The 23,907-nt window shown below is 36.3% G+C and carries 22 protein-coding genes and 1 riboswitch; of the genes, 20 read left to right on the plus strand and 2 right to left on the minus strand.

Annotated features, from left to right (window positions below):
- Positions 1-80: 80 nt before the first annotated feature.
- The 12 genes from RGT18_RS06750 (at position 81) to RGT18_RS06805 (ending at position 15,061) form a co-directional block, all read left to right on the plus strand.
- Entirely contained in the window at positions 81-635 is a 555-nt protein-coding gene (locus RGT18_RS06750) for a hypothetical protein (protein WP_028077330.1), read from the plus strand.
- A gap of 30 nt (positions 636-665) precedes the next feature.
- Positions 666-2,165 carry a glycerol kinase GlpK gene (gene glpK, locus RGT18_RS06755; protein WP_028077329.1) on the plus strand — a complete coding sequence of 500 codons (1,500 nt, stop codon included), beginning with the start codon at positions 666-668 and terminating at the stop codon, positions 2,163-2,165.
- Positions 2,166-2,269: 104 nt separating this feature from the next.
- Positions 2,270-2,731 (plus strand): ribosome maturation factor RimP, encoded by a 462-nt coding sequence (locus RGT18_RS06760; RefSeq protein ID WP_028077328.1) that lies wholly within the window; start codon positions 2,270-2,272, stop codon positions 2,729-2,731.
- Positions 2,732-2,740: 9 nt separating this feature from the next.
- Positions 2,741-4,486, plus strand: coding sequence for a transcription termination factor NusA (nusA, locus tag RGT18_RS06765; RefSeq protein WP_028077327.1), 1,746 nt, complete (start codon positions 2,741-2,743; stop codon positions 4,484-4,486).
- Between the two features lie 2 nt (positions 4,487-4,488).
- Entirely contained in the window at positions 4,489-4,746 is a 258-nt protein-coding gene (gene rnpM, locus RGT18_RS06770) for an RNase P modulator RnpM (RefSeq protein ID WP_006526428.1), read from the plus strand.
- 84 nt (positions 4,747-4,830) lie between these two features.
- Positions 4,831-6,702, plus strand: a complete 1,872-nt coding sequence (gene infB, locus RGT18_RS06775; protein ID WP_028077326.1) for a translation initiation factor IF-2 — start codon at positions 4,831-4,833, stop codon at positions 6,700-6,702.
- 3 nt (positions 6,703-6,705) lie between these two features.
- Positions 6,706-7,068: a 30S ribosome-binding factor RbfA gene (gene rbfA / locus RGT18_RS06780; protein ID WP_006526430.1), complete on the plus strand. Its 363-nt coding sequence runs from the start codon at positions 6,706-6,708 to the stop codon at positions 7,066-7,068.
- 86 nt (positions 7,069-7,154) lie between these two features.
- On the plus strand, positions 7,155-7,454 hold the full coding sequence (locus RGT18_RS06785) for a WXG100 family type VII secretion target (RefSeq protein WP_037403270.1): 300 nt from the start codon (positions 7,155-7,157) through the stop codon (positions 7,452-7,454).
- Between the two features lie 11 nt (positions 7,455-7,465).
- Positions 7,466-7,765, plus strand: a complete 300-nt coding sequence (locus RGT18_RS06790) for a pore-forming ESAT-6 family protein (RefSeq protein ID WP_028077325.1) — start codon at positions 7,466-7,468, stop codon at positions 7,763-7,765.
- The gene (locus RGT18_RS06795; protein ID WP_028077324.1) at positions 7,743-9,839 is read left to right on the plus strand and encodes an S-layer homology domain-containing protein; all 2,097 of its coding nucleotides are present in this window, start codon (positions 7,743-7,745) and stop codon (positions 9,837-9,839) included. The genes RGT18_RS06790 and RGT18_RS06795 overlap by 23 nt, the downstream gene beginning before the upstream one ends.
- Positions 9,836-13,078 carry an FtsK/SpoIIIE domain-containing protein gene (locus tag RGT18_RS06800; RefSeq protein WP_028077323.1) on the plus strand — a complete coding sequence of 1,081 codons (3,243 nt, stop codon included), beginning with the start codon at positions 9,836-9,838 and terminating at the stop codon, positions 13,076-13,078. Before RGT18_RS06795 ends, RGT18_RS06800 begins: the two co-directional genes overlap by 4 nt.
- A 285-nt stretch (positions 13,079-13,363) precedes the next feature.
- Positions 13,364-15,061, plus strand: a complete 1,698-nt coding sequence (locus RGT18_RS06805) for a M3 family oligoendopeptidase (protein WP_028077322.1) — start codon at positions 13,364-13,366, stop codon at positions 15,059-15,061.
- Positions 15,062-15,149: 88 nt separating this feature from the next.
- Positions 15,150-15,318: riboswitch (Lysine riboswitch) on the minus strand.
- Positions 15,319-15,359: 41 nt separating this feature from the next.
- Here RGT18_RS06805 and RGT18_RS06810 read toward each other — a convergent pair.
- Entirely contained in the window at positions 15,360-16,127 is a 768-nt protein-coding gene (locus RGT18_RS06810) for a tRNA 2-thiocytidine biosynthesis TtcA family protein (RefSeq protein ID WP_028077321.1), read from the minus strand.
- 59 nt (positions 16,128-16,186) lie between these two features.
- On the opposite strand from RGT18_RS06810, the gene truB reads away from it, so the two are divergent.
- The 8 genes from truB (at position 16,187) to rplT (ending at position 22,355) form a co-directional block, all read left to right on the plus strand.
- Complete coding sequence (gene truB, locus RGT18_RS06815; protein ID WP_006526438.1) at positions 16,187-17,029, plus strand: tRNA pseudouridine(55) synthase TruB; 843 nt, start codon at positions 16,187-16,189, stop codon at positions 17,027-17,029.
- A complete protein-coding gene (locus tag RGT18_RS06820) occupies positions 17,029-17,955 on the plus strand; it encodes a bifunctional riboflavin kinase/FAD synthetase (RefSeq protein WP_028077320.1) in 927 nt (308 codons plus the stop codon). Before truB ends, RGT18_RS06820 begins: the two co-directional genes overlap by 1 nt.
- Entirely contained in the window at positions 17,948-19,264 is a 1,317-nt protein-coding gene (locus tag RGT18_RS06825; protein ID WP_028077319.1) for an RsmB/NOP family class I SAM-dependent RNA methyltransferase, read from the plus strand. The genes RGT18_RS06820 and RGT18_RS06825 overlap by 8 nt, the downstream gene beginning before the upstream one ends.
- Positions 19,265-19,276: 12 nt before the next feature.
- On the plus strand, positions 19,277-20,650 hold the full coding sequence (locus RGT18_RS06830; protein ID WP_028077318.1) for a hypothetical protein: 1,374 nt from the start codon (positions 19,277-19,279) through the stop codon (positions 20,648-20,650).
- Positions 20,651-20,698: 48 nt separating this feature from the next.
- Positions 20,699-21,025: an Asp23/Gls24 family envelope stress response protein gene (locus RGT18_RS06835; RefSeq protein ID WP_006526442.1), complete on the plus strand. Its 327-nt coding sequence runs from the start codon at positions 20,699-20,701 to the stop codon at positions 21,023-21,025.
- 175 nt (positions 21,026-21,200) lie between these two features.
- Positions 21,201-21,749, plus strand: coding sequence for a translation initiation factor IF-3 (infC, locus tag RGT18_RS06840; protein ID WP_006526444.1), 549 nt, complete (start codon positions 21,201-21,203; stop codon positions 21,747-21,749).
- A gap of 11 nt (positions 21,750-21,760) precedes the next feature.
- Complete coding sequence (gene rpmI / locus RGT18_RS06845) at positions 21,761-21,982, plus strand: 50S ribosomal protein L35 (RefSeq protein ID WP_006526445.1); 222 nt, start codon at positions 21,761-21,763, stop codon at positions 21,980-21,982.
- Between the two features lie 16 nt (positions 21,983-21,998).
- Positions 21,999-22,355, plus strand: coding sequence for a 50S ribosomal protein L20 (rplT, locus tag RGT18_RS06850; protein WP_006526446.1), 357 nt, complete (start codon positions 21,999-22,001; stop codon positions 22,353-22,355).
- A gap of 85 nt (positions 22,356-22,440) precedes the next feature.
- Here the strand turns inward: rplT and gltX are convergent, their stop codons facing one another.
- A complete protein-coding gene (gene gltX, locus RGT18_RS06855) occupies positions 22,441-23,895 on the minus strand; it encodes a glutamate--tRNA ligase (protein ID WP_028077317.1) in 1,455 nt (484 codons plus the stop codon).
- Positions 23,896-23,907: the final 12 nt, after the last annotated feature.

The raw sequence follows: 23,907 nt of genomic DNA on the forward strand, positions 1-23,907 counted from the left end.
AGGGCTGCTATTATATTGGCAGTCCTTTTTAATACGTTATAATTAAAAAAACAATTATATGTGTATAGGAGTAGTAGCTTATGGCTGTAGAATTACAAAATGATTTAGATGATATTCTGTCTTTACATTTGAATGAGTTTTTTGACTATATTTGCTCATTAAGGTATGGATATAAGGATCAAAATAATAATTTACACTTTCTTGGCGATGAAGACTTTAAAAAGTATCAGTACTCATTTTCTACGCCTGAACAAATTATTCATAATAATTGTGGGTGGTGCTGGGATTTAAGTGAACTTATAAAACTATATTGTAGAAAAAATGGAATTGCATGCAAATCATTTTTCTTAGAATATCTTTCAAATGATTTTCATCATACACATACCCAAGTACTTGCTTGTATAAATGGGAAATGGAGTGCATGTCCAGATAATAGTATGGGTACAAAAATCATTAACCCAGATTTTAATACTTTAGAAGAATGTATTAAATGGATGAAAGACTCATATATTGAATATTTAAAGTATGTATTACAAGATAATTTTGATAAATTAAAATTAACTGTAAAAGAATATAATTGCATATTTAGTCAAGATATGACTGAAGATGAATATCTTGATCTAATAAGAAATTAAGTTCACTTTATAAAGAATAGAGGTATATGCATGGAAAAATATATTATGTCGATTGACCAAGGAACAACAAGTTCACGTGTGATTATCTTTAATCATGATGCTAAGGTTGTTTCTTCTGCACAAAAAGAATTTCAACAATACTTTCCTAAACCTGGTTGGGTAGAACATGATGCGAATGAGATATGGTTATCTGTATTATCTTGTATGATGCAAAGTATGCTGGATGCTAATATTAAACCAGAACAGATTGAAGGTATCGGTATTACCAACCAACGTGAGACAACGGTTGTATGGGATAAGAAAACAGGTATTCCTGTTTATAAGGCAATCGTTTGGCAATCTCGTCAAACTGCAGAAATCTGTAATCAATTAAAACAGAATAATCATGCTAGCATGATTCGACAAAAGACAGGGCTTCAACTAGATCCATATTTCTCTGCAACAAAAATCCGTTGGATTTTGGATCATATTGAAAATGGTCAACAGCGTGCAGAAAGTGGTGAGTTACTTGCTGGTACAATTGATACTTGGTTAATATGGTGTCTTTCTGGAATGAAAGCACATGTGACGGACTACAGTAATGCATCTAGAACAATGTTATTTAATATCTATGATAAGAAGTGGGATGATGAATTATGTAGTCTTCTTAATATACCGATGTGTATGTTACCGGAGGTAAAAGATAGTAGTTGTATTTTTGCATATACTGCTTCTGAGTATTTCTTTGGTAAGCGTGTACCGATTGCTGGCGCTGCCGGTGACCAACAAGCTGCACTATTTGGACAACAGTGCTTCGAGCGTGGCAGCGTAAAAAATACTTATGGTACTGGTTGCTTTATGTTAATGAATACTGGTAACAAACCACACCCAAGTAAGCATGGTTTGGTTACAACAATTGCTTGGGGTTATCAGGGTGAAATTACTTATGCGCTTGAAGGATCAGTGTTTGTTGCTGGTAGTGCGGTGCAGTGGTTACGTGATCAGTTGAAGTTTTTTAAGACGGCAAAAGAGTCGGAGAAACTTGCTTTATCTGCAAAGGAAGAACATGAATTGATTGTAGTTCCTGCTTTTGTAGGCTTAGGTGCGCCATATTGGGATAATGATTGTAAGGGTGCGATGTTTGGCATTACACGTGGTACAAGTAAAGAGGATATGACAAAAGCAACATTAGATTCTATTGCTTATCAAAATAGAGATATTCTTGATGCGATGAAAGAAGATTCTGGGATTGCGATTCAATCACTACGTGTAGATGGTGGAGCTTCTGCCAATGATTATTTGATGCAGTTTCAAAGCGACATTATGCAATGTGCTATTGAGCGTCCAGAAAATGTTGAATCGACTGCATTAGGTGCTGCATATCTAGCTGGTCTTGCGGTTGGATATTGGCATGACTTAGAAGAGTTAAAGAAAGAACGAAATAGTCATCTCTTTACACCTATGATGGATGTATCTGATGTAAGTCATTTATACAAGCGTTGGCAAAAGGCAGTTGCTTGTGCACGGATGTTTACGAAAAATGAGGAATAATCGCATTGTATAGAGGATAGTGCTTGAAAATCCCTTTAAAATGGGGTATATTGTAAACGGAATAAGGAGAGCGGAAGCTCTCCTTATGTTATGTCTGGAGGCATATGGAAAACATTGATAAATTGACCAAATTATTTCAGCCAGTATTTGACGATTGCCACGTTCGACTTTACGAGATTGTTTGGCTTAGTAATGAGAAGACATTACAAGTCGCAATTGACAACGATGCACATGCGATTGATTTAGATATTTGTGCAGAAGTAAGTGAAAAGCTTGGTGTAGTCTTGGACAAGTATGATCCAATCAAAGAAGAGTATAGCTTAGAAGTCTGTAGCCCTGGTGCAGAGCGAGAGATTAAAGATTATGCCGAGTTTGAACAGTTAGTAGATGAATATATCTATGTTGAACTCAAGGAGCCATTTAAGAATATGGTCGAGATAACTGGATATGTTCGTGCTGCTAGTGTTGCTGCGATTGAGTTAGAGTATCGAGATAAAGCAGTAAAGCGCACTGCTGCGATTGAAAAGAACAATATTCGTTTTGCTAGATTAGCAATTAAATTATAAGGAGAAATCATGGAGATTAAATACACACAACTTCTCAATGCGATTCGCGGTGTGGAAGATGACAAGAATGTGCCTGAAAATATCGTACTAGAGGCATTAACAGAAGCTGTAGCGAAAGCATTCAAGAAGGATTCTGAATTACAGGATATCGAAGTAAAGGCAGAAATTAATAAGAAGAGTAAGACTATTGATATCTACCAATACTATAACGTTGTTGAAGAAGTAGAAGATGATGAATTAGAAATCTCATTAGAAGATGCTAAGAAGTTGGATTCTAACGCTGAATTAGGTGTACAGGTTCGTGAGAAGAAGGAAATCACTTCGATGTCACGTGCAGCTGCCTCTTTGGCTAAGAACGTATTCCGTCAAAAGATTCGTGAAGCAGAAAAGGTTGCAGTATACAACGAATACATTGACCAAAAAGATGAGATGGTTATAGGTACTGTTGAATCTGTTAAGGATAAGTTCACATTAATTAGTTTAGGCAAGACAGTTGCTTTACTTTCTAAGTCAGCTGAAATTCCTCATGAGAAACTAACGGAAGGACAAAGCATCCGTGTTGTAATCACAGATGTACAAAAGGAAACAAAGGGTTCACAGGTATTGGTATCACGTGCTGATGCGACACTTGTTAAGCGTTTATTTGAAAAGGAAGTTCCTGAAATTTATCAGGGTGTTGTTGAAATCAAATCTATCGCTCGTGAAGCTGGTGAAAGAACAAAGATGGCTGTGCTCTCACACAATCCTGATGTAGATCCAATTGGTTCATGTATTGGTCCTCGTGGTTCTCGTGTTCAAAAGATTATCGATGAATTACATGGTGAAAAGATCGACATCTTCCAATGGAATGATGATATAACAGAACTTGTTAAAAATGCTTTAGCACCAGCTGAAATCATCTCTGTTCTACCAGGACAGGATGATAATAGTTTGCTTGTTATTGTTAGTGAAGACCAATTGTCTTTAGCTATCGGTAAGCGTGGTAAGAATGCACGTCTTGCAGTGAAGTTAACGGGTCATAAGATTGATATCAAGACGCGTCAAGAACTTGAAGATATGGGCAAGGATTATGATGAATTACTCGCTCAGGCTGAAGTAATGAAGCAAAAGTTGGCTGAACAAGCGAAGGCTAAGAGCGTTGAACGTCAAAAGGCTGCTGCTAAGGATGAAGAAGAAAAGAGACTTGCGGCAATCGCTAAGTTCAGAGCTGAAAATCCAGATTCTATTGTCGATGAAGATGAAGAATATATCCCAGAAGAAATGATGGAAAGAGTAAACGATACAATCATCGCTGAGATTTCTAATCAGCCAGATGAAGAAGAACATCAAGAAGCTGCTATTGAAACACCTGTAGTTGAAACGGTTGAAAAGGCAGTTGAAGAAGAGAAGCCAGTTGTAGTTGAAAAGACTGCAGAAGAAAAAGAAGCTTCCCGTAAGCATGCAGACTTAGAGGAACTAGCTAGGAAGGCTACTTATGTTTCACACTTTGAAAAACTTGTTGATTCTTCGAAACCAAAGAATACGGATTCTAAGTACAAGAAGAAAAAGAAGAAGGATGAAGAAGAGTACAAGGTTAGAAACAAGGATCTTGAAGAACAGATCAAAAAGAACTTGCTTGTTGCTGATAACCGTCCTATCTATAGTGAAGAAGAGTTGGCTGAAATCGAAGCACAACAGGAATCTGAAGCAGAGAAGGAGTATGACATCGACTACGATGAGTATGAAGAATACTACGATGACGATGAAAACATGTAAGCATGCCTAAGAAAATTCCAATGCGTAAATGTGTAGCAACCGGAGAACAACTTCCTAAAAAGGAGTTGCTCCGTGTTGTTAGAACACCAGAAGGTACATTAGCTGTTGATGTAACAGGTAGAATGAATGGCCATGGTGCATATTTAAAGAAAGACGTAGCAGTTATTGAAGTTGCTAAGAAGAATAATGCTTTAGCAAAAGCATTATCACAAAAGATTCCAGATGAATTCTGGGATGAAATTGCAAAAGCAATGAAGTAGTGGTATCCATTTTTGAAAGGAAGGGATGTTACCGATATAGTATTTCGAGGTGCAAATCTCAAACAAAGAAAGAGAGGTACATAAATGCCAGTTCCAACAAAACGCAAACCTGCAAATAAGAAGAATGTTTCCAACAATCGTAACAATACGAAGAAAAAACCATTTAACAAGAATGATAATCATCAATCTAAACAACCTGTAGAGATTACAGAGATTACATTCAGTGATGGTATTACAGTTGGTGAATTAGCAGATAAATTACATCGTCAATCAAGTGAACTCATCAAAGCATTGTTTATGGAAGGTAAGATGGTTACCATCAACAGTGCGCTTGAAGATGAAATGGTTGAACTTGTATGCATGAATTACAATATTGAAGCCATTAAGGTAAAAGAAAGAGAAGCAGATAGCTTGGAAGATGAAGTGCAAGATGCTGCAGAAGACCTACAGGAACGTCCACCTGTTGTTACTATCATGGGTCACGTTGACCATGGTAAGACAACATTATTGGATACAATCCGTCGTTCTAAGGTAGCTGCTGGCGAAGCTGGTGGTATTACACAAGCGATTGGTGCGTACCAGGTTACAGTCAATGGACGTAAGGTTACTTTCTTAGATACTCCAGGTCACGAGGCATTTACTGCTATGCGTGCACGTGGTGCTAGTGTAACTGACTTGGCTGTTATTGTTGTTGCGGCTGACGATGGTGTTATGCCACAGACTCGTGAGGCAATTGACCACGCCAAGGCTGCAGGTGTTCCAATTATTGTTGCTGTAAACAAGATGGACAAGCCTGATGCAAATCCTGACCATGTTAAGTCTGAAATGGCTGAACTTGGTGTCATGCCTGAAGAATGGGGTGGCGATACGATTTTTGTCAATACCAGTGCGAAAAAGGGTGATGGTATTGATGAACTATTAGAAACAATTTTAATCGTTTCTGATGTGAAGGAATTAAAGGCTAATCCTAACCGTACAGCAACTGGTACAGTTGTTGAAGCAAAACTTGATAAGGGTAGAGGTCCAGTTGCGACATTGCTTGTACAGAATGGTACATTAAAACATGGAGATCCAGTTGTAGTTGGTACATGTTTTGGTAAAGTGCGTCGTATGACAGATGAAAATGGTAACGAACTCAAGACAGCAGGTCCATCACGCCCAGTAGAGATTATTGGTTTAAATGATGTACCTGAAGCTGGTGACATCTTCCGTTCTTATGAAAATGAAAAGGAAGCCCGTGCAATTGCGGATAGACGTAAGCGTCGTAAGATTGATGCGGACCGTCGTAAGACTAGTGCAATGAGTTTAGAAGACTTATCTTCACAGATTGAATCTGGTGACCTAAAGGAAATTCCAGTTATCATCAAGGCAGACGTACAAGGTTCTGCAGAAGCTGTGAAGTCCTCTATGGAAAAGTTAGATGTATCCGGTGTACGTGTGAATGTTATTCATGCTACAGCTGGTGCAATTACTGAATCTGATATCATGCTTGCAAGTGCATCTAATGCGATGATTATTGGTTTCTCTGTTCGCCCTGATGCGAATATTCGTAAGAAGGCTGAAGAAGCTGGAGTACAAATTCGCCTACATGACATCATCTATAAGGCAACAGAAGAAATGGAACTTGCAATGAAGGGCATGCTTGAGCCAGTATACAAGGAAGTTGTTATTGGACAAGCTGAGGTTCGTGAAACATATAAGGCATCTAAGATTGGTACAATCGCTGGTTGTATGGTTACAGATGGTAAACTTGTTTCCCGTTGCAATATCCGCTTGATTCGTGATGGTATCGTTATCTACACTGGAAAGCTTGCTTCCCTTAAGAGATTCAAGGATGATGCCAAGGAAGTACTATCTGGATTTGATTGTGGTTTAACGATTGAAAACTATAACGATGTTAAGATTGGCGATACAATTGAAGCATATGAAGACCGCGAAGTACCATTAGAAGGATAAAGTATGGTAAGTGTTAAACAAAAAAGACTGGAAGGAATTATTCGCAAGAATATTTCTGAAATTATTCAGTTTGGTGTAAAAGATCCTGATGTTGGGTTTGTCACAATTACTGATGTTCAAGTTTCAAATGATCATAGTTATGCGAAAGTATTTGTAACATTCTTAGGGCAGAATCCACGTATGCAAGCAGGGTTACGTGCGTTAAATCGTGCTGCAGGATTTATTCGTTCAGAACTTTCCAAGCGCATGACAATCCGTCGTGTGCCTGAGTTAAGTTTTGTGATTGATGAAACAGAGATGAATGGTCGCCATATTGATGAAATCATTGCTCGTATTCATCGTGAAGAAAAGAAAGAAACGGAATAGTTTGTTAAGCAGAGGAGAAATCTTCTGCTTTTTCTTTTGGGGAGGGATCTCCTTGATTCACTATATAGAAAGTGAAAGGAGGTACTATGAGAAAGATTACCGTAGAACCAATGCAATTAGAAGCGTGTGCCATGCGTATGGAGGAGCGTAATTCGTCCTATCTTAAGAATGTTGCGACACTATTTTCTGCTGTAGATGCGATGAATGCAGGTTGGCAAGGAAAAGATAACCTAGCATTTACTACCAAACTTTCCGCATTACAGTCAGACTTTAAACAACTATCAATTTTATGCACAGAGTATATTGAATTTTTGCGTAATAGTGCACGTAGTTATCGCAATACGCAAGATGAATTAACAAGTCAAGCAGGTATGCTAGGGATGTAAAGGAGGGTATAATGAGTAATATTCAGATTTCATTAGCTGAGGTAAGTGATACAGCAGCCAAACTACGTTCAACCAATCAAATGATGTATGATGACTTAACTGCAATGCAAAAAGAGATGACATCATTAAATGGTACTTGGATTTCTGATGGTGGTGAGGAAATTCGCAATCGCTTCCAATTATTTGCAAATCGTTTTGAGAAGTATCGTGTGTTAATTGATGCGTATGCAAAATTCTTAGATACTACAGTATCTAGTTATGATTCATTAGAATCTACAATTACAGGAAATGCGTCCGGTATTCAGTATTAAAAAGATTGCGGTAGTATTTGTGTTATGTATGTTGATTACATTTGTTGGGTGTAAAAAGAAAGTGACAGATACAATCACAAATGGAGAATGGTTAACAGAACTTACAACACAAGCAGGTATTACAAGCTACCAACAAGATGAACCATATTTTTTAAATATCAGTTCCAATTCACCATACTTTACGGTTGTACAATCATCTGTGGAGTGGGAACTATTAAATCCATCAAAAGCATTTGATCCTTCAACTATCTTAACAAGAGAGACGGTCGCGTACACTTTGATGAATCTAATCTCAAGAACCCATGAAGGATCATCAGATCCAATTAAGGACTTACAAGACTGTAGTTATCCGGAACAGGTCAAGGCTGCTGTTGCAAGTGGTTTAATGAGCCTTGATGAGCGACAACGCTTTCGTCCTAAAGAGGTAATTTCAAAAGAAGAGGCTTTTGGATATCTAACACAGGTTATTGACATTGTTAACAATCGTAAATTTACCGATACAAAAACTACAGTCCAGTTAAAAGATGATGTTCAGTTTACAGATGAAGAGCCAAAACAATTTGATGAGGAAAAATTAACCGCTTTATTTAAATCAGATTCTTTGATACAAACTGGAATGTATATTACATATGATGATGCTTATTATCGTGTTTTAAAATGTGAGTATACAAATCAGGGGATTCTAACATGCTTAGAACAAGTGAACATGGAAGATGTGATTGATCAGTTTGATATTCAAGGTGGCACTGATCTAGAGTTTAATCATGCAAAGATTTTTGACGGAAATGGGAATATTGTACAGGAAGGGACAGAACAGAGTCATTCTCTGTCCCTGATGTCAACTGGTCTAATCAATCATACATTTGATATGAAAGGCTTTCGTGTATCGTTAAAGGGTACTACAAGTTCTCTTCGTGCGGAGGTTTCAAAACAATTACAAGTAGGTGGGCTCTTGTATGCAAATGCTACATTAGATAATTTACACATCCAATACAAGTGGGATAAGGATGAAGACAGAATCCAATATGGCTACTTGAAAGCAGACTTCACTACTTCTGAGAATATTGGCTTACGCAATGGTATGTATAAAGAGTTATATGGAGACTTCTCAAAACTAAATCCAAAAGATTTTATTAGTACAGTACAGAATATCTTTCAATCAAAACAAGAAGTTTTGACGGATACGATAACACTATGTACAGTTAAGATTCCTTTGCCAAATGCACCAATGGTTTCGGTTGTGATGAAGATTAATTTAAATTTATATGCGACTGGTAAAGCAGAACTATCATTTGTGCAGAATCATGTTGTAGGATGTGAAATCAGAAATGGAAATATGCGTATCATTTCTGATCATAGTAAGAAAGCTACCGCATCCATTCGGGCTGAGACAGGTATCACGCTTGGAACTAATCTTTCACTACATGCATTCAATCAAAATGTCATGGATGCGGAAGTAGATGCAGGTGCAAAGGGTTATTTTAAAACTAGAACATACCTATATAACGAAGAAGGGAAAGTAGAACCATATGATATTGATATACAGCCTGACTTGGTTGAAGAACTTTCAGAAGGAAACCCTAATGTCAAAGTATGTACCGAATTAAATGCGTATTGGTTATGTAATCTAAAACTCAATAGTAGCAATAGTCTTGTAGGAAGATTTGGTTTTGGTAGGAATATCGCAATTCTAAATGAATCGAATGCACCCTTGTTTCCAAAGGGGAAAGTTACCTACGAAAACTGGATGAGTGTAGATCATTGTAGTTGCGAAGATAGAGAAAAAGTACCAAATATAGAGTCAATACAAGTTAAAAAGAGAATTACTTTAAAAGATTATTCATTAATTGCTGGTGTTGGAGTTAATACACGTATACAAGTGTCAGGTCTTCCAGAAGGATATACTGTTGAAGATTTAGTATATACAAGCCAGAATACAGATATCACTGAAGTAAGTTCTGTGGGAGAAGTGATTGGTAAAAGACCAGGTGGTACAGATATTCTGATACAAACAAAAGATAAAAAGCATCTTGTGCATTGCCATATATTGGTTGTTGAGATAAATCGAAAATGATTTTATATACCGAGTATAAAGATGAATTATGTTTGATATTGGTTGATGAGAATCGAGTAGAACATACAATATTCGGTTCTCATTTTACGTTATATCAGAAGGATAATTGTGTTGTAATACAAATCATTGAAGATGGTGTTTCTTATTTGTTGTATCACGAACAATCGTGTTTGATTCACGACATACGGTTTACTGCTATAGCTTTACTACAAGGTTGGAATCAATATAAGCCATATCTTTATCAGGATACGATAGTCATTGGTACAGTCATGAATGATATAACCGTTTCTACAGAACTATTAAATCGAAACGCAATTACAATACATTTCGTTACAAAAGAAATTGAAGTGGATTCTTCCATTCATGCATATATGAATCAAAAGCGTATACATAATGTGTTTTATAAAGCAGGCGATTTACTTGAAACATATTATCTACGAATTCAATTTGAGGATGATTTTATCATTGTAAATCAACCATCAAATAGCAATTGTCACTTAAGCTACTTTACTCCTGAGACAACTGTATTATCTCCAATTAAATACGTAGAAAAAACAACAATCTATCAACCAGAAGTAGTCAATGAATATATATTGACAGTAGAAGAGCCTGAACATATCAGTCATTACGAAAAAAGGTCTGTTATCTTCTCTGTAGGTCCAGCAATCACAATGAGTTTAGCATCCATGAGTGGTGCTTCCATCTCTATGTATCGCGGATATATGAATGGTAGAGAGCTATTAGATATGTTACCGATGATTCTACTACCAAGTATGATGTTGTTAAGTACAATTCTTTGGAATCCCTTGCAGCAACTACATGAGAAAAGAGAAAATCAGAAAAAGATAAGCATACGTAAAATGGAATATGAAGCTTACCTTGAACAATTAAAATCTAATATCGATAGAATTTACCAATCATATATTAGTTCTACAATGAAACTATGTGTAAATAATGGTCAGGTATTACAACAACTATATCCTAAATGTATTTATCTTCCACTTGGTCATGCAAAAGGAGTTATCAAATATGTTTTTGAAAAGTCATTCCAATTTCAAAAAAATGATATTGCGTTTCAACAACATTTCAATGAAATTGTTAATTATGCAAGTTCGTTAGATGCACCATATCTTCTAAAGCTTCAAAGTGGTAATCATGTTGTTTTACATCAATTAGATGAATTTGTAGTTGATGCGCTTAGGTATATTTCTATGTCTTATCGACCGCAGGATGTACTGATTTCTTGTCTAATTGATGCGAAAGATTTTATTCACTTTAGTTGGTTAAAAAAGATACCGCATATTTATCATAATGGTTTACGTTGTATTTCTTCTTCAATCCATGACTTAAATGCAAAGACGCAAAACTTCATAGGTATAAAAGTATTGTTTAATTTTACGAATCAGTATCTCAGTGAATTTAAAGAATGGATTACATTTGATACCATAGAACACTATCATGTGACACATTTACTGAATAGAGAAGGAGATATAGTTATCGTTCGTAATCACGAACAAAAGACAGTACATCGGTGTAAAGATTTCTATGAACGAATAAAAATTGATACACAACAAACATTGTTTTCTAAATATCATCTTACAACAAACAATCATTCTTTCTTTTCGATGTATGACGTTGATACGATTGAGGAATTAAATATTAGCGAAAGATGGTGCAATAGTGATATAGCAAAGTCAATGCAAATCCGTTTGGGGAAGGATGCCTATAATCAACCAATCTACTTTGATTTACATGAATGCAAGGATGGCCCGCATGGATTAATTGCAGGTACAACAGGCAGTGGAAAGAGTGAATTAATTACAACATTACTTTTATCTTTGGCTATCTCTTTTTCCCCTAAGAACTTACAAATAGTATTAATTGATTTTAAAGGTGGTGGTGCTGGGTCTGTATTATGTTTAAAAGGACATGAATTACCGCATATTTGTGGCAATCTATCAAATCTTGATGTGGATGATATGAAACGTTCCTTACATGCACTAAAGAATATTTGTTCGTTTCGCGAAAAACTATTTAGAGAAGTATCCAATCATCTAGGATATCCAGTAATAAACTTAAACGCATATCGTAAGGCAATTTCAACAAATAGTGAATATCCTTCTTTAGCTGAACTTGTGATTGTAGTAGATGAATTTGCGGAACTTAAAAGAGAAAGACCAGAGTTTCTTGAGGAGCTGATTGTCGTTGCACGTATAGGAAGATCGTTGGGTATACATTTGATACTGGCAACACAAAAACCAGCAGGAATTGTAAATGATCAAATATGGGCAAATACGAACTTCCGTATATGTATGCGTGTTGCAGAGCGACAAGATTCAATGGAGCTTCTACATGATGCTAGAGCTGCTTCTTTACAAAAACCAGGAGAGTTCTATTTATCTAATGCAGGTGGGATTCAATATGGTATAGCAGGATACGCACATGCAAAGAAAGAACCGATACGGCATATCGAAATCTTAGATCAAGAAGGAAATATTGAAGCATCTTCTTCCTTTCAAAAGCGTCAACCAGCACAGATAACGCAAGTATTAAATGAAATACGTAAACTACATCCAAAATGTGTAAAACAATTATGGTTAAATCCTTTACCGTTATATCCAGTTGATTTTGATGCAGAATTTTCAATTGGCTATATAGATGATTACTATTTATTTGAACAGCCAAAACTTATTTTAGATTTTAATGGTCATACTAGTTATTTGTTTGTTGGTAAATCATATCAAGAAAGAGAGAATCTTATTCAACTCTTGTTGTATCGAATGGGTGAAAGAAACCAACATGTATTTATGATTGATGATTTGTTTTGTAAAAATACAAGTGAAATAAATCTAATTCATTCAGATGAAGTAGATAACGTGTGTGAGTTATTTAGAAATCTACAAGATAGACAAGGTTCGTATTTGTTAATTACAGATTTGACAATATTTTTACAGAATGATTTCTATAAAGAACTTTTAATTAAACTTCTAGAAACAAATCAAAAGTATAATATTCACTTGGTAATATTAAATCAAAGTGTGGTAAATGTACCGTATCGCATTTTAACTCTTATTTCTTCTAAGATTAGTTTAAGCAATGATAACGTACAAGAAATACAAGCACTATTTTCTACTACGGAAAAATGTATTCAAAAGAAACCTGGTTATGGATTAGTGATGTTGCACCAACATGTACTTGAATGTAGTTTTTTTCAGATGGGAGATATTCATGGGTCGTAGTGATACTCTATGTATCTATATTCAGTTTTCAATCATAAGAAGGGAATATGAATGTAGAGTCAATTTAGATAATCATTTTCAGGATATTTTAGAACAATTATTTATATTAAAGGGTCAGGATTTTAGGTGTACGTATCAGATATCAGACGTACCAATCATTCGATGTGTAGATACGAATCAATATTGTTTGTCGAATGAATCGCTAAGAACTTTACGTGTAAAAGAGGGTATGACTTTCAAGGTTTATTGAACGGTGTTAAAATACTGGCATGGAGGCTTATTTATATGACAAAATTTAATGATATGAAATATACCCGTCCTAACTTTGAAGAAACAAAGGCTAAGATGGAAGAACTTGTTTCAGAGATGAAACAGGCGAAGGATGCTGCAACATTTTTAGACGCATTCTGGCGTATGAACAAGTTGCGTCGTCATTTATATACAATGATTACACTTGTTAATATTCGTCACAGTATCAATACAGCTGATGAGTTTTATGATGCGGAAAATAACTATTGGGATGAGACGGGTCCACAGTATTCTGTAATTGAAAACGAATTAGTAAAGGCAGTATTAGAGGCACCATTTAGAGAAGAATTATTAAAGGAAATTCCAGAGACATACTTCCAATTGAGTGAATGTTCTTTAAAGTCATTTGATCCTCGCATTGTTCCACTCATGATTGAGGAAAATAAACTTACTAGTGAGTATGGAAAATTAAAGGCTTCTGCGAAGATCGAGTTTGATGGTGAAGTATTAAACCTTTCTGAAATCAGTGCTAAGGTTGATACACCTGATCGTGAAGTTCGTCGTAAGGCTTATGAAGCAAAGATGGCTTGGTTTAAGGAACATTCTGCTGAATTTGATGAAATCTACGACAAGTTAGTAAAGGTTCGTCATCAGATGGCGAAAGAGCTTGGCTATGAAAATTACATTCAATTAGGTTACTATCGTATGAATCGTTTAGACTACAACGCAGATATGGTGGCAAGATATCGTAAACAGATTCTTGACTATGTAACACCAGCGGCAGGTCGCTTATTTGAAAAGCAGAGAAAGCGTATTGGCTATGATAAGCTTGCTTACTATGACTTAGGTTTCTCCTTTAAGTCAGGCAATGCAAAGCCACATGGTACAGCAGAAGAATTAGTAGAGTATGCAGTGAAGATGTATCATGAGATGTCACCTGAAACTGGCAAGTTCATTGATGTAATGAACTCAAATCAGTTATGGGATCTCGTAAGCCGTCCAAATAAGCAGATGGGTGGATATGAAACTGAAATTTATGAGTATGATGTACCATTTATCTTTAGCAATTTTAATGGAACATCTGGCGACGTTGATGTCTTAACTCACGAAGCAGGACACGCTTTCCAAGCATACTTATCTGATCAGATTGAATTAATTGATGTAAAATGTCCAACAATGGAATCTGCAGAAATCGACTCCATGTCTATGGAATTCTTTGCGTATCCTTGGATGGAGTTATTCTTTAAGGAAGAAACAGAGAAGTATAAGTTCTCTCATATGGCTGGTACAATTACATTCTTGCCATACGGTGCATTAGTGGATCATTACCAACATGAAGTATATGAACATCCAGAGATGACACCAGCAGAGCGTAAGGCATGCTGGAGAAGATTAGAAAAGATGTATATGCCTTATAAGGATTATGAAGATTGCGATATCTTGGAAGAAGGTACATGGTGGTACCAACAGGGTCATATTTTCGAAAGCCCATTCTACTATATTGACTATACATTAGCACAAGTATGTGCTCAGCAGTTCTATATTCGTATGGATAAGAAGGATCCTACATACTGGGAAGACTATAAGAAGTTGTGCAGACTTGGTGGTACATTATCCTTTACAAAGCTTGTAAAGGAAGTGGGTATTCGTGTTCCATTTGAAGAAGGAACAGTGAAGGAAATTATTACTTACCTAGAAAATCATCTCAATAGTATTGATGATACAGCGTTATAGCTAAACGAAAAGGACTTGCATGCATGCAAGCCCTTTTATTAAGCGTTTAATAAATAAAACCCACATGTAACATAGGGGTTTTGTAATAATAAGTCATAGCGCCACTTCATGTTCATGAAGGAGTGATATAGATATTCTCTATATCCCCACGAGATAAACTTGCCAGTTTATACGTTCGGCGACAGTTACCTTTCGTACATATCATCGCTTGCTAGTTCCATACAGTACTCTTTTGCGTTGCTACCTCTATTCGGTTTTTACGTTAAATATACTCTTACATTTGAAATTGAATGTCAAGTTATTTATTTGAATTTTCCCATTCTTCGCCTTTGACCCAGAGTTTGATTTGTTCTTGGTTGGATAAGGAAGTTAGGAAGTTCTTTTTTGCAAATGGATATGTTTGATATATATTTGCTAGTAATTCTTTTGTATCTTGACGCTTTGTAAAGCCATCATTAGGACAAGTACTCTTTACAACAGGTAACTGTTCGTGTCTAACAGTATTTTTGATTTCATCCTCATAGACATACACAAACGGACGGATGAAACCCATACCAGTATTCTTGAGATACATTGCAGGTGTGAAGGTTGAGATACGTCCTCCATAGATCATGTTCATAAACAAGGTTTCAATTGCGTCATCAGCGTGATGTGCAAAGGCTGTCTTATTACAGTTATATTCTTGTGCTGCTTTGACGATCGCTCCTTTTTTAAGGGTTGAGCAGAGTGAACATTGGATGTTTCCGTTTTTCTTGCTAGGGTGCAACTGTAAAATATCATAGAGTTTTGTAGGATAGTCGATATATTCGATATTATGTTTCTTCATAAACTTACGTACTTCTGTAAAGTCCATATCAGAAAAGCCCATCTCAAGATGAATTCCAATAACAGAGAATTCTTTTCCACTTATGCGTTTTGCGGCTTTTTGGTAAATGGATAGTGCATATAGTAGTAGGATGCTATCTTTACCACCTGAGACGCCGACACAAATACGGTCTCCATTTTGGATTAAGTTATAATCTGTATCTGCTTTATAGATAGCACCTATAATCTTTTTTAGTGACATAATATACGCTCCTCAAACTTTGCTATTATATCATGATGTTGCTATAATATTAACGCTATATGGATGCAGTGATACTACTAAATAAACCGGCGGGAATGACGTCGTTTGATGCCGTTGCTAAATGCCGTAAGATATTTCATGAACGTAAGATTGGTCATACAGGGACACTAGACCCTGAAGCTTCTGGGCTGATGATTATTTTGCTTGGTAAATATACCAAGCTTTTACCGTATTGTGTAAAGAATCATAAAGCATACCAAGCTACATTAAAATTTGGTGAGATGACAGATACTGAGGATGTTTGGGGTACAGTTGTTCAAACAAAGACTCCAACGATTCACACGGAAGAAGAAATCGCAAAGGCAGTTCAATCACTGACAGGCGATATCTTACAAGTACCACCAATGTATTCGGCACTCAAAAAAGATGGTAAGAAACTATATGAATATGCTCGTCAAGGGATTGAGATTGAGCGTGAAGCTAGACCTGTACACATCTCTTCGTTAAAAGTAGAGAAGATTGATGAATTAAACTATCGTATGAATGCAGTGGTATCTTCAGGTACATATATTCGTACATTGATTGCGGACTTTGGAAAACAATTAGATGAGCTTGCTATCATGGCATCTCTAGTTCGTACTAAGATAGAACATCTTTCTATTGAAGAAGCTTGTACGTTTGAAGGTTTAGAATCTGGTAAGGCATTCTTATCACCAATACAGGTGATTGACCCAACATATAAGATTGTTGAAACGGATCGTGTAGCGGATATTAAGAATGGTAAGCGTATCAAATTAGATATCACTGATCCACAAGTGATCTTTACATCGAATGGTGAGTTGTTAGCGGCTTATGCATTACAAGAAGATGGATTGTATCATTGTTTAAGAGGTTTATTTTAATGCGTGTAATCAATATCGGAGCTCATACAGTACAAAAGTATCATAATCCAATGTGTGCTTGCATTGGATATTTTGATGGCATGCACTTAGGTCATCAGGCTCTAGTAAAGGCGACAGTGGCACTGGCAGAGAAACATAACTGTGAATCTGCACTGATTACCTTTGAACCTGATCCATGGGTAACAATCAAAGGATTAAAAGATGTAAAACATATTACTACAATGCGACAAAGAATTAATCGTGCTGTTGAGTTAGGAATTCAGAATATTATCATCTTAGATTTTGATAAAGAGATGAGTGAGCTTTCGCCAGCTGACTTTATTCATAAGACGCTTGCTAAGTTAAATTTAAAAGGCATTGTTTGTGGCTTTGACTTTCACTATGGATTACATGGCGCAGGTGATTGTAATACGCTGAAATCTGAAACAGATTATGATGTCGTGGTTGTGGATGCAGTAGAAGATGAAGTTGGTAAGATTTCCAGTACACGTATCTGTGATGCGATTGTGCAAGGTGATATGCCAGCGATTAAAAAGATGCTAGGACAGTATTATAGCCTAGAGGGTGTTGTGCGTCGTGGCCATCAACAGGGAAGATTAATGGGTTTCCCAACTGCGAATATCGAGTACTCTGATGAATACTTATTACCGAAAGAAGGAGTTTATGCAAGCATGGTAGAAATTGATCATCACGTGTATGGTGCGATGACGAATCTCGGACATAATCCGACTTTCAATACTTCTGAAAAACTGTCTTTAGAAACCTATATTATTGGCTATAGCGGTACGCTTTACGGCAGAATTTTAAAGGTGCAATTGTTAGAATACTTACGCCCTGAGATTCATTTTAAGAGCCGTGAGAATTTAATTTTACAGCTTGAACAGGATGTTCGAGATATTAAGAAGATACTATTAAAATATGAATGAGTTATTTTTAGAACGAATGAGAGAGATGTTGACGGGTGAATATCCTACATATCTTGAAAAATTAAATGATTCAGCAAGAAAGGGAATTCGTATTAATACCCTAAAGATTACGCCAGATGATTTTTTTGCGTGTACGAATTATGAATTAGAAAAAAGTCCATTCGCAAAGAATGGATATTACGCAAATATCAAAAGTGGTGTTGGTTTTACGCCTGAACATATGTCTGGTTTCTTCTATATCCAAGAACCTAGTGCAAGTTCTGCAGTTACAATTTTAGAGCCTAAGCCAGGCATGAAAGTCTTAGATATGTGTGCAGCACCAGGCTCAAAATCAACACAGATTTCTGAACTTCTTCATCAGTGCGGTTTACTTGTGGCTAATGAGATTCATCCTACACGTGCACGTGTACTTTTAGAGAATGTAGAACGTTGTGGTAGTGCAAATACGATTGTTTTAAATAATGATCCAAAAGATATTTCAAAGGCATTTCCGGAATTTTTCGATATGGTTCTCTGTGATGCACCTTGTTCGGGTGAAGGAATGTTTCGTAAGGAAGATCAAGCGGTAGAACAATGGAGCTTAGAGAATGTACAAGCATGTGCTGTACGTCAAATCGCGATTTTAAACGAGGCATATAAGTGCTTAAAACCAGGTGGAATCATGGTATATAGTACTTGTACTTTTGCGATGGAAGAAAATGAATTGTGTATACAAAAGTTTATACAGGAACATCTTGATATGCACTTGGTACCTATTAATGTTGAGTTTGGTAGAAAAGCATTTGATCTTGGAAATCATACCGATTACGCAAGAAGAATATTTCCAATGGATGGTGGCGAAGGTCACTTTATTGCCAAGCTTAAAAAAGATGGTAATCATACAGAATCAACAAAAAAGGTAATGCAATCACAACCATTACCAAAGGAAGCTAAAGAGTTTTTTGAAACATCCTTTGTAAAACAATACCCATATTATTTTGCGAAGAATGATAAAGTATATGGTGGTACACAGCCATTCTATGAAGTTGGTAAATGTCATTTACTGCGGCATCAGGTTTTTCTTGGTGAAATGGAAAAGAATCGTTTTACACCAAGTCATGCTCTATTTATGTCTGCCTATACTAAGTTTAAAAATACCATTGATTTACAGGAAGAAGATGTTCTTCACTACATGCGAGGGGAACAATTAAATATTTCTTGCAAGAAGGGGTGGTATGCAGTGTGCTATCATGGTGTTGTGATAGGTGGTGCCAAAAGTGATGGTACTGCATTAAAGAATAAATACCCCAAAAATTTACGTTTACGATGAAAGGATGAATCCATGAAATTAGACTTATTTTCTTTTATTGATGAAACGATGGCATATTACAAAAGTAAGAGTGCGATATACCAATACGCAGAAGGAAAGTTAAACCAATTCTTTTCGGATGAATTTTTAAATGGAGAAGATCCGGTTATTGCTTTACGTTCTAGAATTAAAGCGGAAGATAGTTTAAAAGAGAAGTTAATTCGAAATCAATTTTATCTACAATACGAAGCTGGTAAGGACGCAATCTCTCACTTAACTGATTTAATTGGAATTACGATGCAATGTCGTTTTATTCATAATGAGGATCAACTATATAAAACCTTATTTAATAAATTTACACGAAAGAAGGGAACGCCTTATTTTGTGGCGAATAATGACCCAGACATCTTTATTGATTTAAGTGTGTTCCAGCCTCAGATACAACGTAATGGTTTTACGATTTATCGAATTGATGGTTATTACACTTTTAATGATGAAATCATACGTTTTGAATTACAGATTAAATCACTCGTGCATGCGTTTTGGAGCGAAATTGAACATGAGGTTGTCTATAAAAATCCTGACTTTATACTTTATGATCAATTCAATAAAGATATGTTAGGTGCGATACGTGATAACTTAGATGTCGTTGATAAACAACTTGAAATCATGTATGACGAGATTAGCCATCAAAGTAGGCAGACCCAGATTGGTATGGATGAAGTTGGTTTTAAGCAGTTTGTGGCGCGTAGCATTAATGAATTAGTGAATCGTAAGATGAGAGAATCGGTTGGGTTTACATCTGATTTTAAGAAGTGCTCTGCAATGATTGCACAGTATGTTTATGTTCGTGATTTTATCAACGGAGAACATAACAAAGAGAGAATGATGGATTATCTAGAAACACTCAATATGCTTGCGACTAGTAAGCTTGATTTATCGGAAGAAATTCATCTAGAAAGAGAACATCAAACTGATGATGAGTTCTGCCGAATCTTGGCCAAATATTGGCAAGAGCAGCTAAACTCAAATTTCCAATGGCACATCTTCTTTGCAATGTTATTTAGTATTCAGCCAGGAAGCAATATCGATGATTTTACAGATTTCTGTATCATCATCAAACGATTACTCATTGAGCCAAATTGGTATTACAACACATTTAGGCAGTTTGATGATGATAAAGCACTTGCAATTCAGAAAGATTTAGAACTTGTATTAGCGAAGGCTCTTGTGAGAGTTGATGATATTGAAATTGTCCATGAGGATAAAGTGTATTTGTGTATGCAGACATTCCGTCACTATGCAACACAATTAGAAAATGAGTATAATGATTACACAGAATTTATACAGTATTATGAGAAAAATAAATTAGAACTCTTTAGGTTGATTACGGATCATTTCCATTGAGTCTGATATTTTGTTATAATAAACTAGTAAATATAAGAGGTGAATAACATGGCACAAGATTATGTTGTTTTAAATGAAAAGAACGAAAATGGCTTAATAGCTATTAACAAGACGGTATTTAAGTCAATTGCAGAAATCAGTATTGATGACATTGAAAATGCGATTCGTGTACCACAGGCGCGTTTTACAAAGCCTTTAACGGTGAAGGTGGACGATAACCAATTACATATCACAGCTGATATTAAAGTGAAGTATGGTGCTAATGTAGCTGCTACTTGCGAGTTAGTACAAAATAAGATTTATGAAAACATCGTTTTCATGACAGGATTTAAGCCAGCAGATGTGACTGTAAATGTCATTGATTTTGAAATCTAGTATTGACATTTATAGAGAAATTTAGTTAAATAATATAGTAATTTGAAAAACGGAAAGAAGGAGCACCGCTTCTCACCTGATATCCTACGGATTTGGGTATATGCCGAGATGATCAAAACGATTATTTTAGCAGGTGCAATCTTCGTACCTGCTTTTAAATTTATAGGAGGTTTACTTGGGTAAAATTAAGAATAACAAAAATAGAAGACCAGAGTCCCACGACATGGTTAATGACGACATTCATTTCAAAGAAGTACTGGTAATTGGTCCTGATGGGGAACAGCTTGGCACAATGTTGCGCCGTGAAGCTTTAGAAAAAGCATACAGTATGGAACTTGATTTAATGTGTGTTGCGCCTAATGCGCCAGTACCGGTATGTAAGATTCTTGACTATGGCCGTTACCACTTCGAAGATCAAAAGAAGCAAAGGGAAGCTAAAAAGAATCAACATGTTACAGAAGTTAAGGCGTTACGTCTTTCTCCGGTTATTGATCAACACGATTTTGAAACAAAGTTAAAGCGTTCAAGAGAATGGATTGAAGCTGGACAAAAAGTTCGTATCGATATGCGCTTCCGTGGGCGTATGATTACAAGACAGGAAGTTGGTCGTGATGTTTTAAACAAGTTTACTGAGCAGATTTCAGATATAGCAGATGTAAGTAAATCCGCCGCTATGGAAGGCAATACATTATCTGTTGTATATTCACCAAAAAAAGGTAAGTAAAGGAGAATACTATGAAAGCAAAAGCAAGAAAGCCAAAGAAGATCAAAATGAAAACAAAGAAGACCTTCGCTAAGCGTAGCAAGCTTACAGCAACAGGCAAGTTGAAGGTACAGCACAACTTCGTATCACACTTTGCAGCAAACAAGACACACAAGCAGAAGATGCATTTAGCTAAATCTACAACTGCACACAGTTCTGATTTAAAGCGTACTAGACAGTTGTTGCAAGGTTAATTAGGAGGTAAAGAAGATGAGAGTAAAGGGATCAACACCTACACGTAATAGACGTAAAAAAGTATTAAAACTAGCTAAGGGTTACTTTGGAAGCAAACACTTACTTTACAGAACAGCCCATGAGCAAGTTATGCGTTCTCTTCGTTATGCATATATTGGAAGAAGACAGACAAAGCGTGAAATGCGCAAGCTTTGGATTGCTCGTATCAACGCAGCAACAAGACAGTATGATTTATCATATAGCCAGTTCATGCACGGTCTTAAGTTAGCAGAAATCAACGTTAACCGTAAGATGCTTTCTGAAATCGCCATTCATGATGAAAAGGGATTCGAAGCATTAGTTGACGCTGCTAAGAAGGCATTAGTTAAGTAAGAACATAACCGATTTCACTGAAGTCGGTTTTTCTTTTGACAATAGAAAAGGGATGGTATCACCCAGATATCATCCCTGTAATGATTTATTGTTGGAGTTGCTGAATCGATAATTCTAGACGGCGTAATGTTTCTTCTTTGCCGAGGATAGAACTGATTTCTATTGCACCACCCGGTGTAAACTGCATACCTGTAATTGCTAGACGCAACGGGAATAGAACTTGTCCATTCTTCATTTCTAACTTGGCAGGCAGTGCAAGTAATGTTGTATGTAAGGCTTCCTCAGACCAATCTTCTTGGTTCTTTAAAGCTTCATAAGATGCCTGTAAAGACTTTAGAGCGATAGTTGGATCTGTCTTCATCTTCTTATTGATGAATAAATCATTAGAATAAGAAGGGAAGTTATCAAAGAATGTTAACATCTCAGGAATTTCAGCTAATGTTTGAGCACGTTGTTGTAAGATAGCTGCTATCTGTCTACGGTTAAAGCTGCCTTTTACAGCTTCGTCAATATATGGCGTTACTAACTTTTCATAGGAATCTAGGTCCATATTTCTTAACCACATACCATTCACCCATTTGAGTTTTTCGGGGTCAAAGATTGCACCAGAAGTACCGATATGCTTTACATCAAATGCCTGTACTAATTCATCAAGTGTAAAGATTTCACGATCCTCCGTTGGGGACCAACCTAATAATGCAATGTAGTTTAAGATAGCACCTGGCAAATAACCCTTTGCCACTAAATCCTGGAAGGATGCGTCACCATTACGCTTAGATAGCTTGGAATGTTCGTCCTTCATAACTGGTGGACAGTGAATATATCTTGGGATATCCCAATCGAATGCATTATAGATTAAGTTGTACTTTGGCGTTGATGATAGATACTCCATACCACGCACGACATCTGTGATTCCCATTAGATGGTCATCGATAACGTTTGCAAAGTTATAAGTAGGGAAGCCATCGCTCTTAATTAATACCTGTTCATCTAATGTATTATTTTCAACAGTGATACGTCCAAATACTTCGTCATCAAAGTATGTAGTTCCTGCTTCTGGGATTGTTTGACGAATAACGAACTTTTCGCCAGCTTCAATTCTTGCTTCACATTCTTCAATAGTTAATAACTTACATGGGTCATCAAACTTAAAGGATTCACCACGTGCTTCCTGTAGTTCACGTTGTGCCGCAATTAATTCTTCATCACAGAAGCAATAGTGTGCTCCACCACGTTGAATAAGTTCCTTTGCATATTTGAGATATAGACCGCTGCGTACACGTTCAGATTGTATGTATGGTCCAAAGTCACCACCATTATCTGGTCCTTCATCATGTTTTAGACCACAAGCCTTCAATGTATCATAAATAATATCTGTGGCACCTTCTACTAAACGACCCTGGTCAGTATCTTCGATACGAAGGATATAAACACCTTCAGGATCTTTTTTCGCAACTAAGTATGCATATAATGCAGTACGTAAATTACCGATATGCATATAGCCGGTAGGACTTGGTGCAAATCTTGTTCTAATAGCCATTGTAATACTCCT

Origin of the sequence: Solobacterium moorei (genome assembly GCF_036323475.1) — a bacterium.
Classification (GTDB): Bacteria; Bacillota_I; Bacilli_A; order Erysipelotrichales; family Erysipelotrichaceae; genus Bulleidia; species Bulleidia moorei.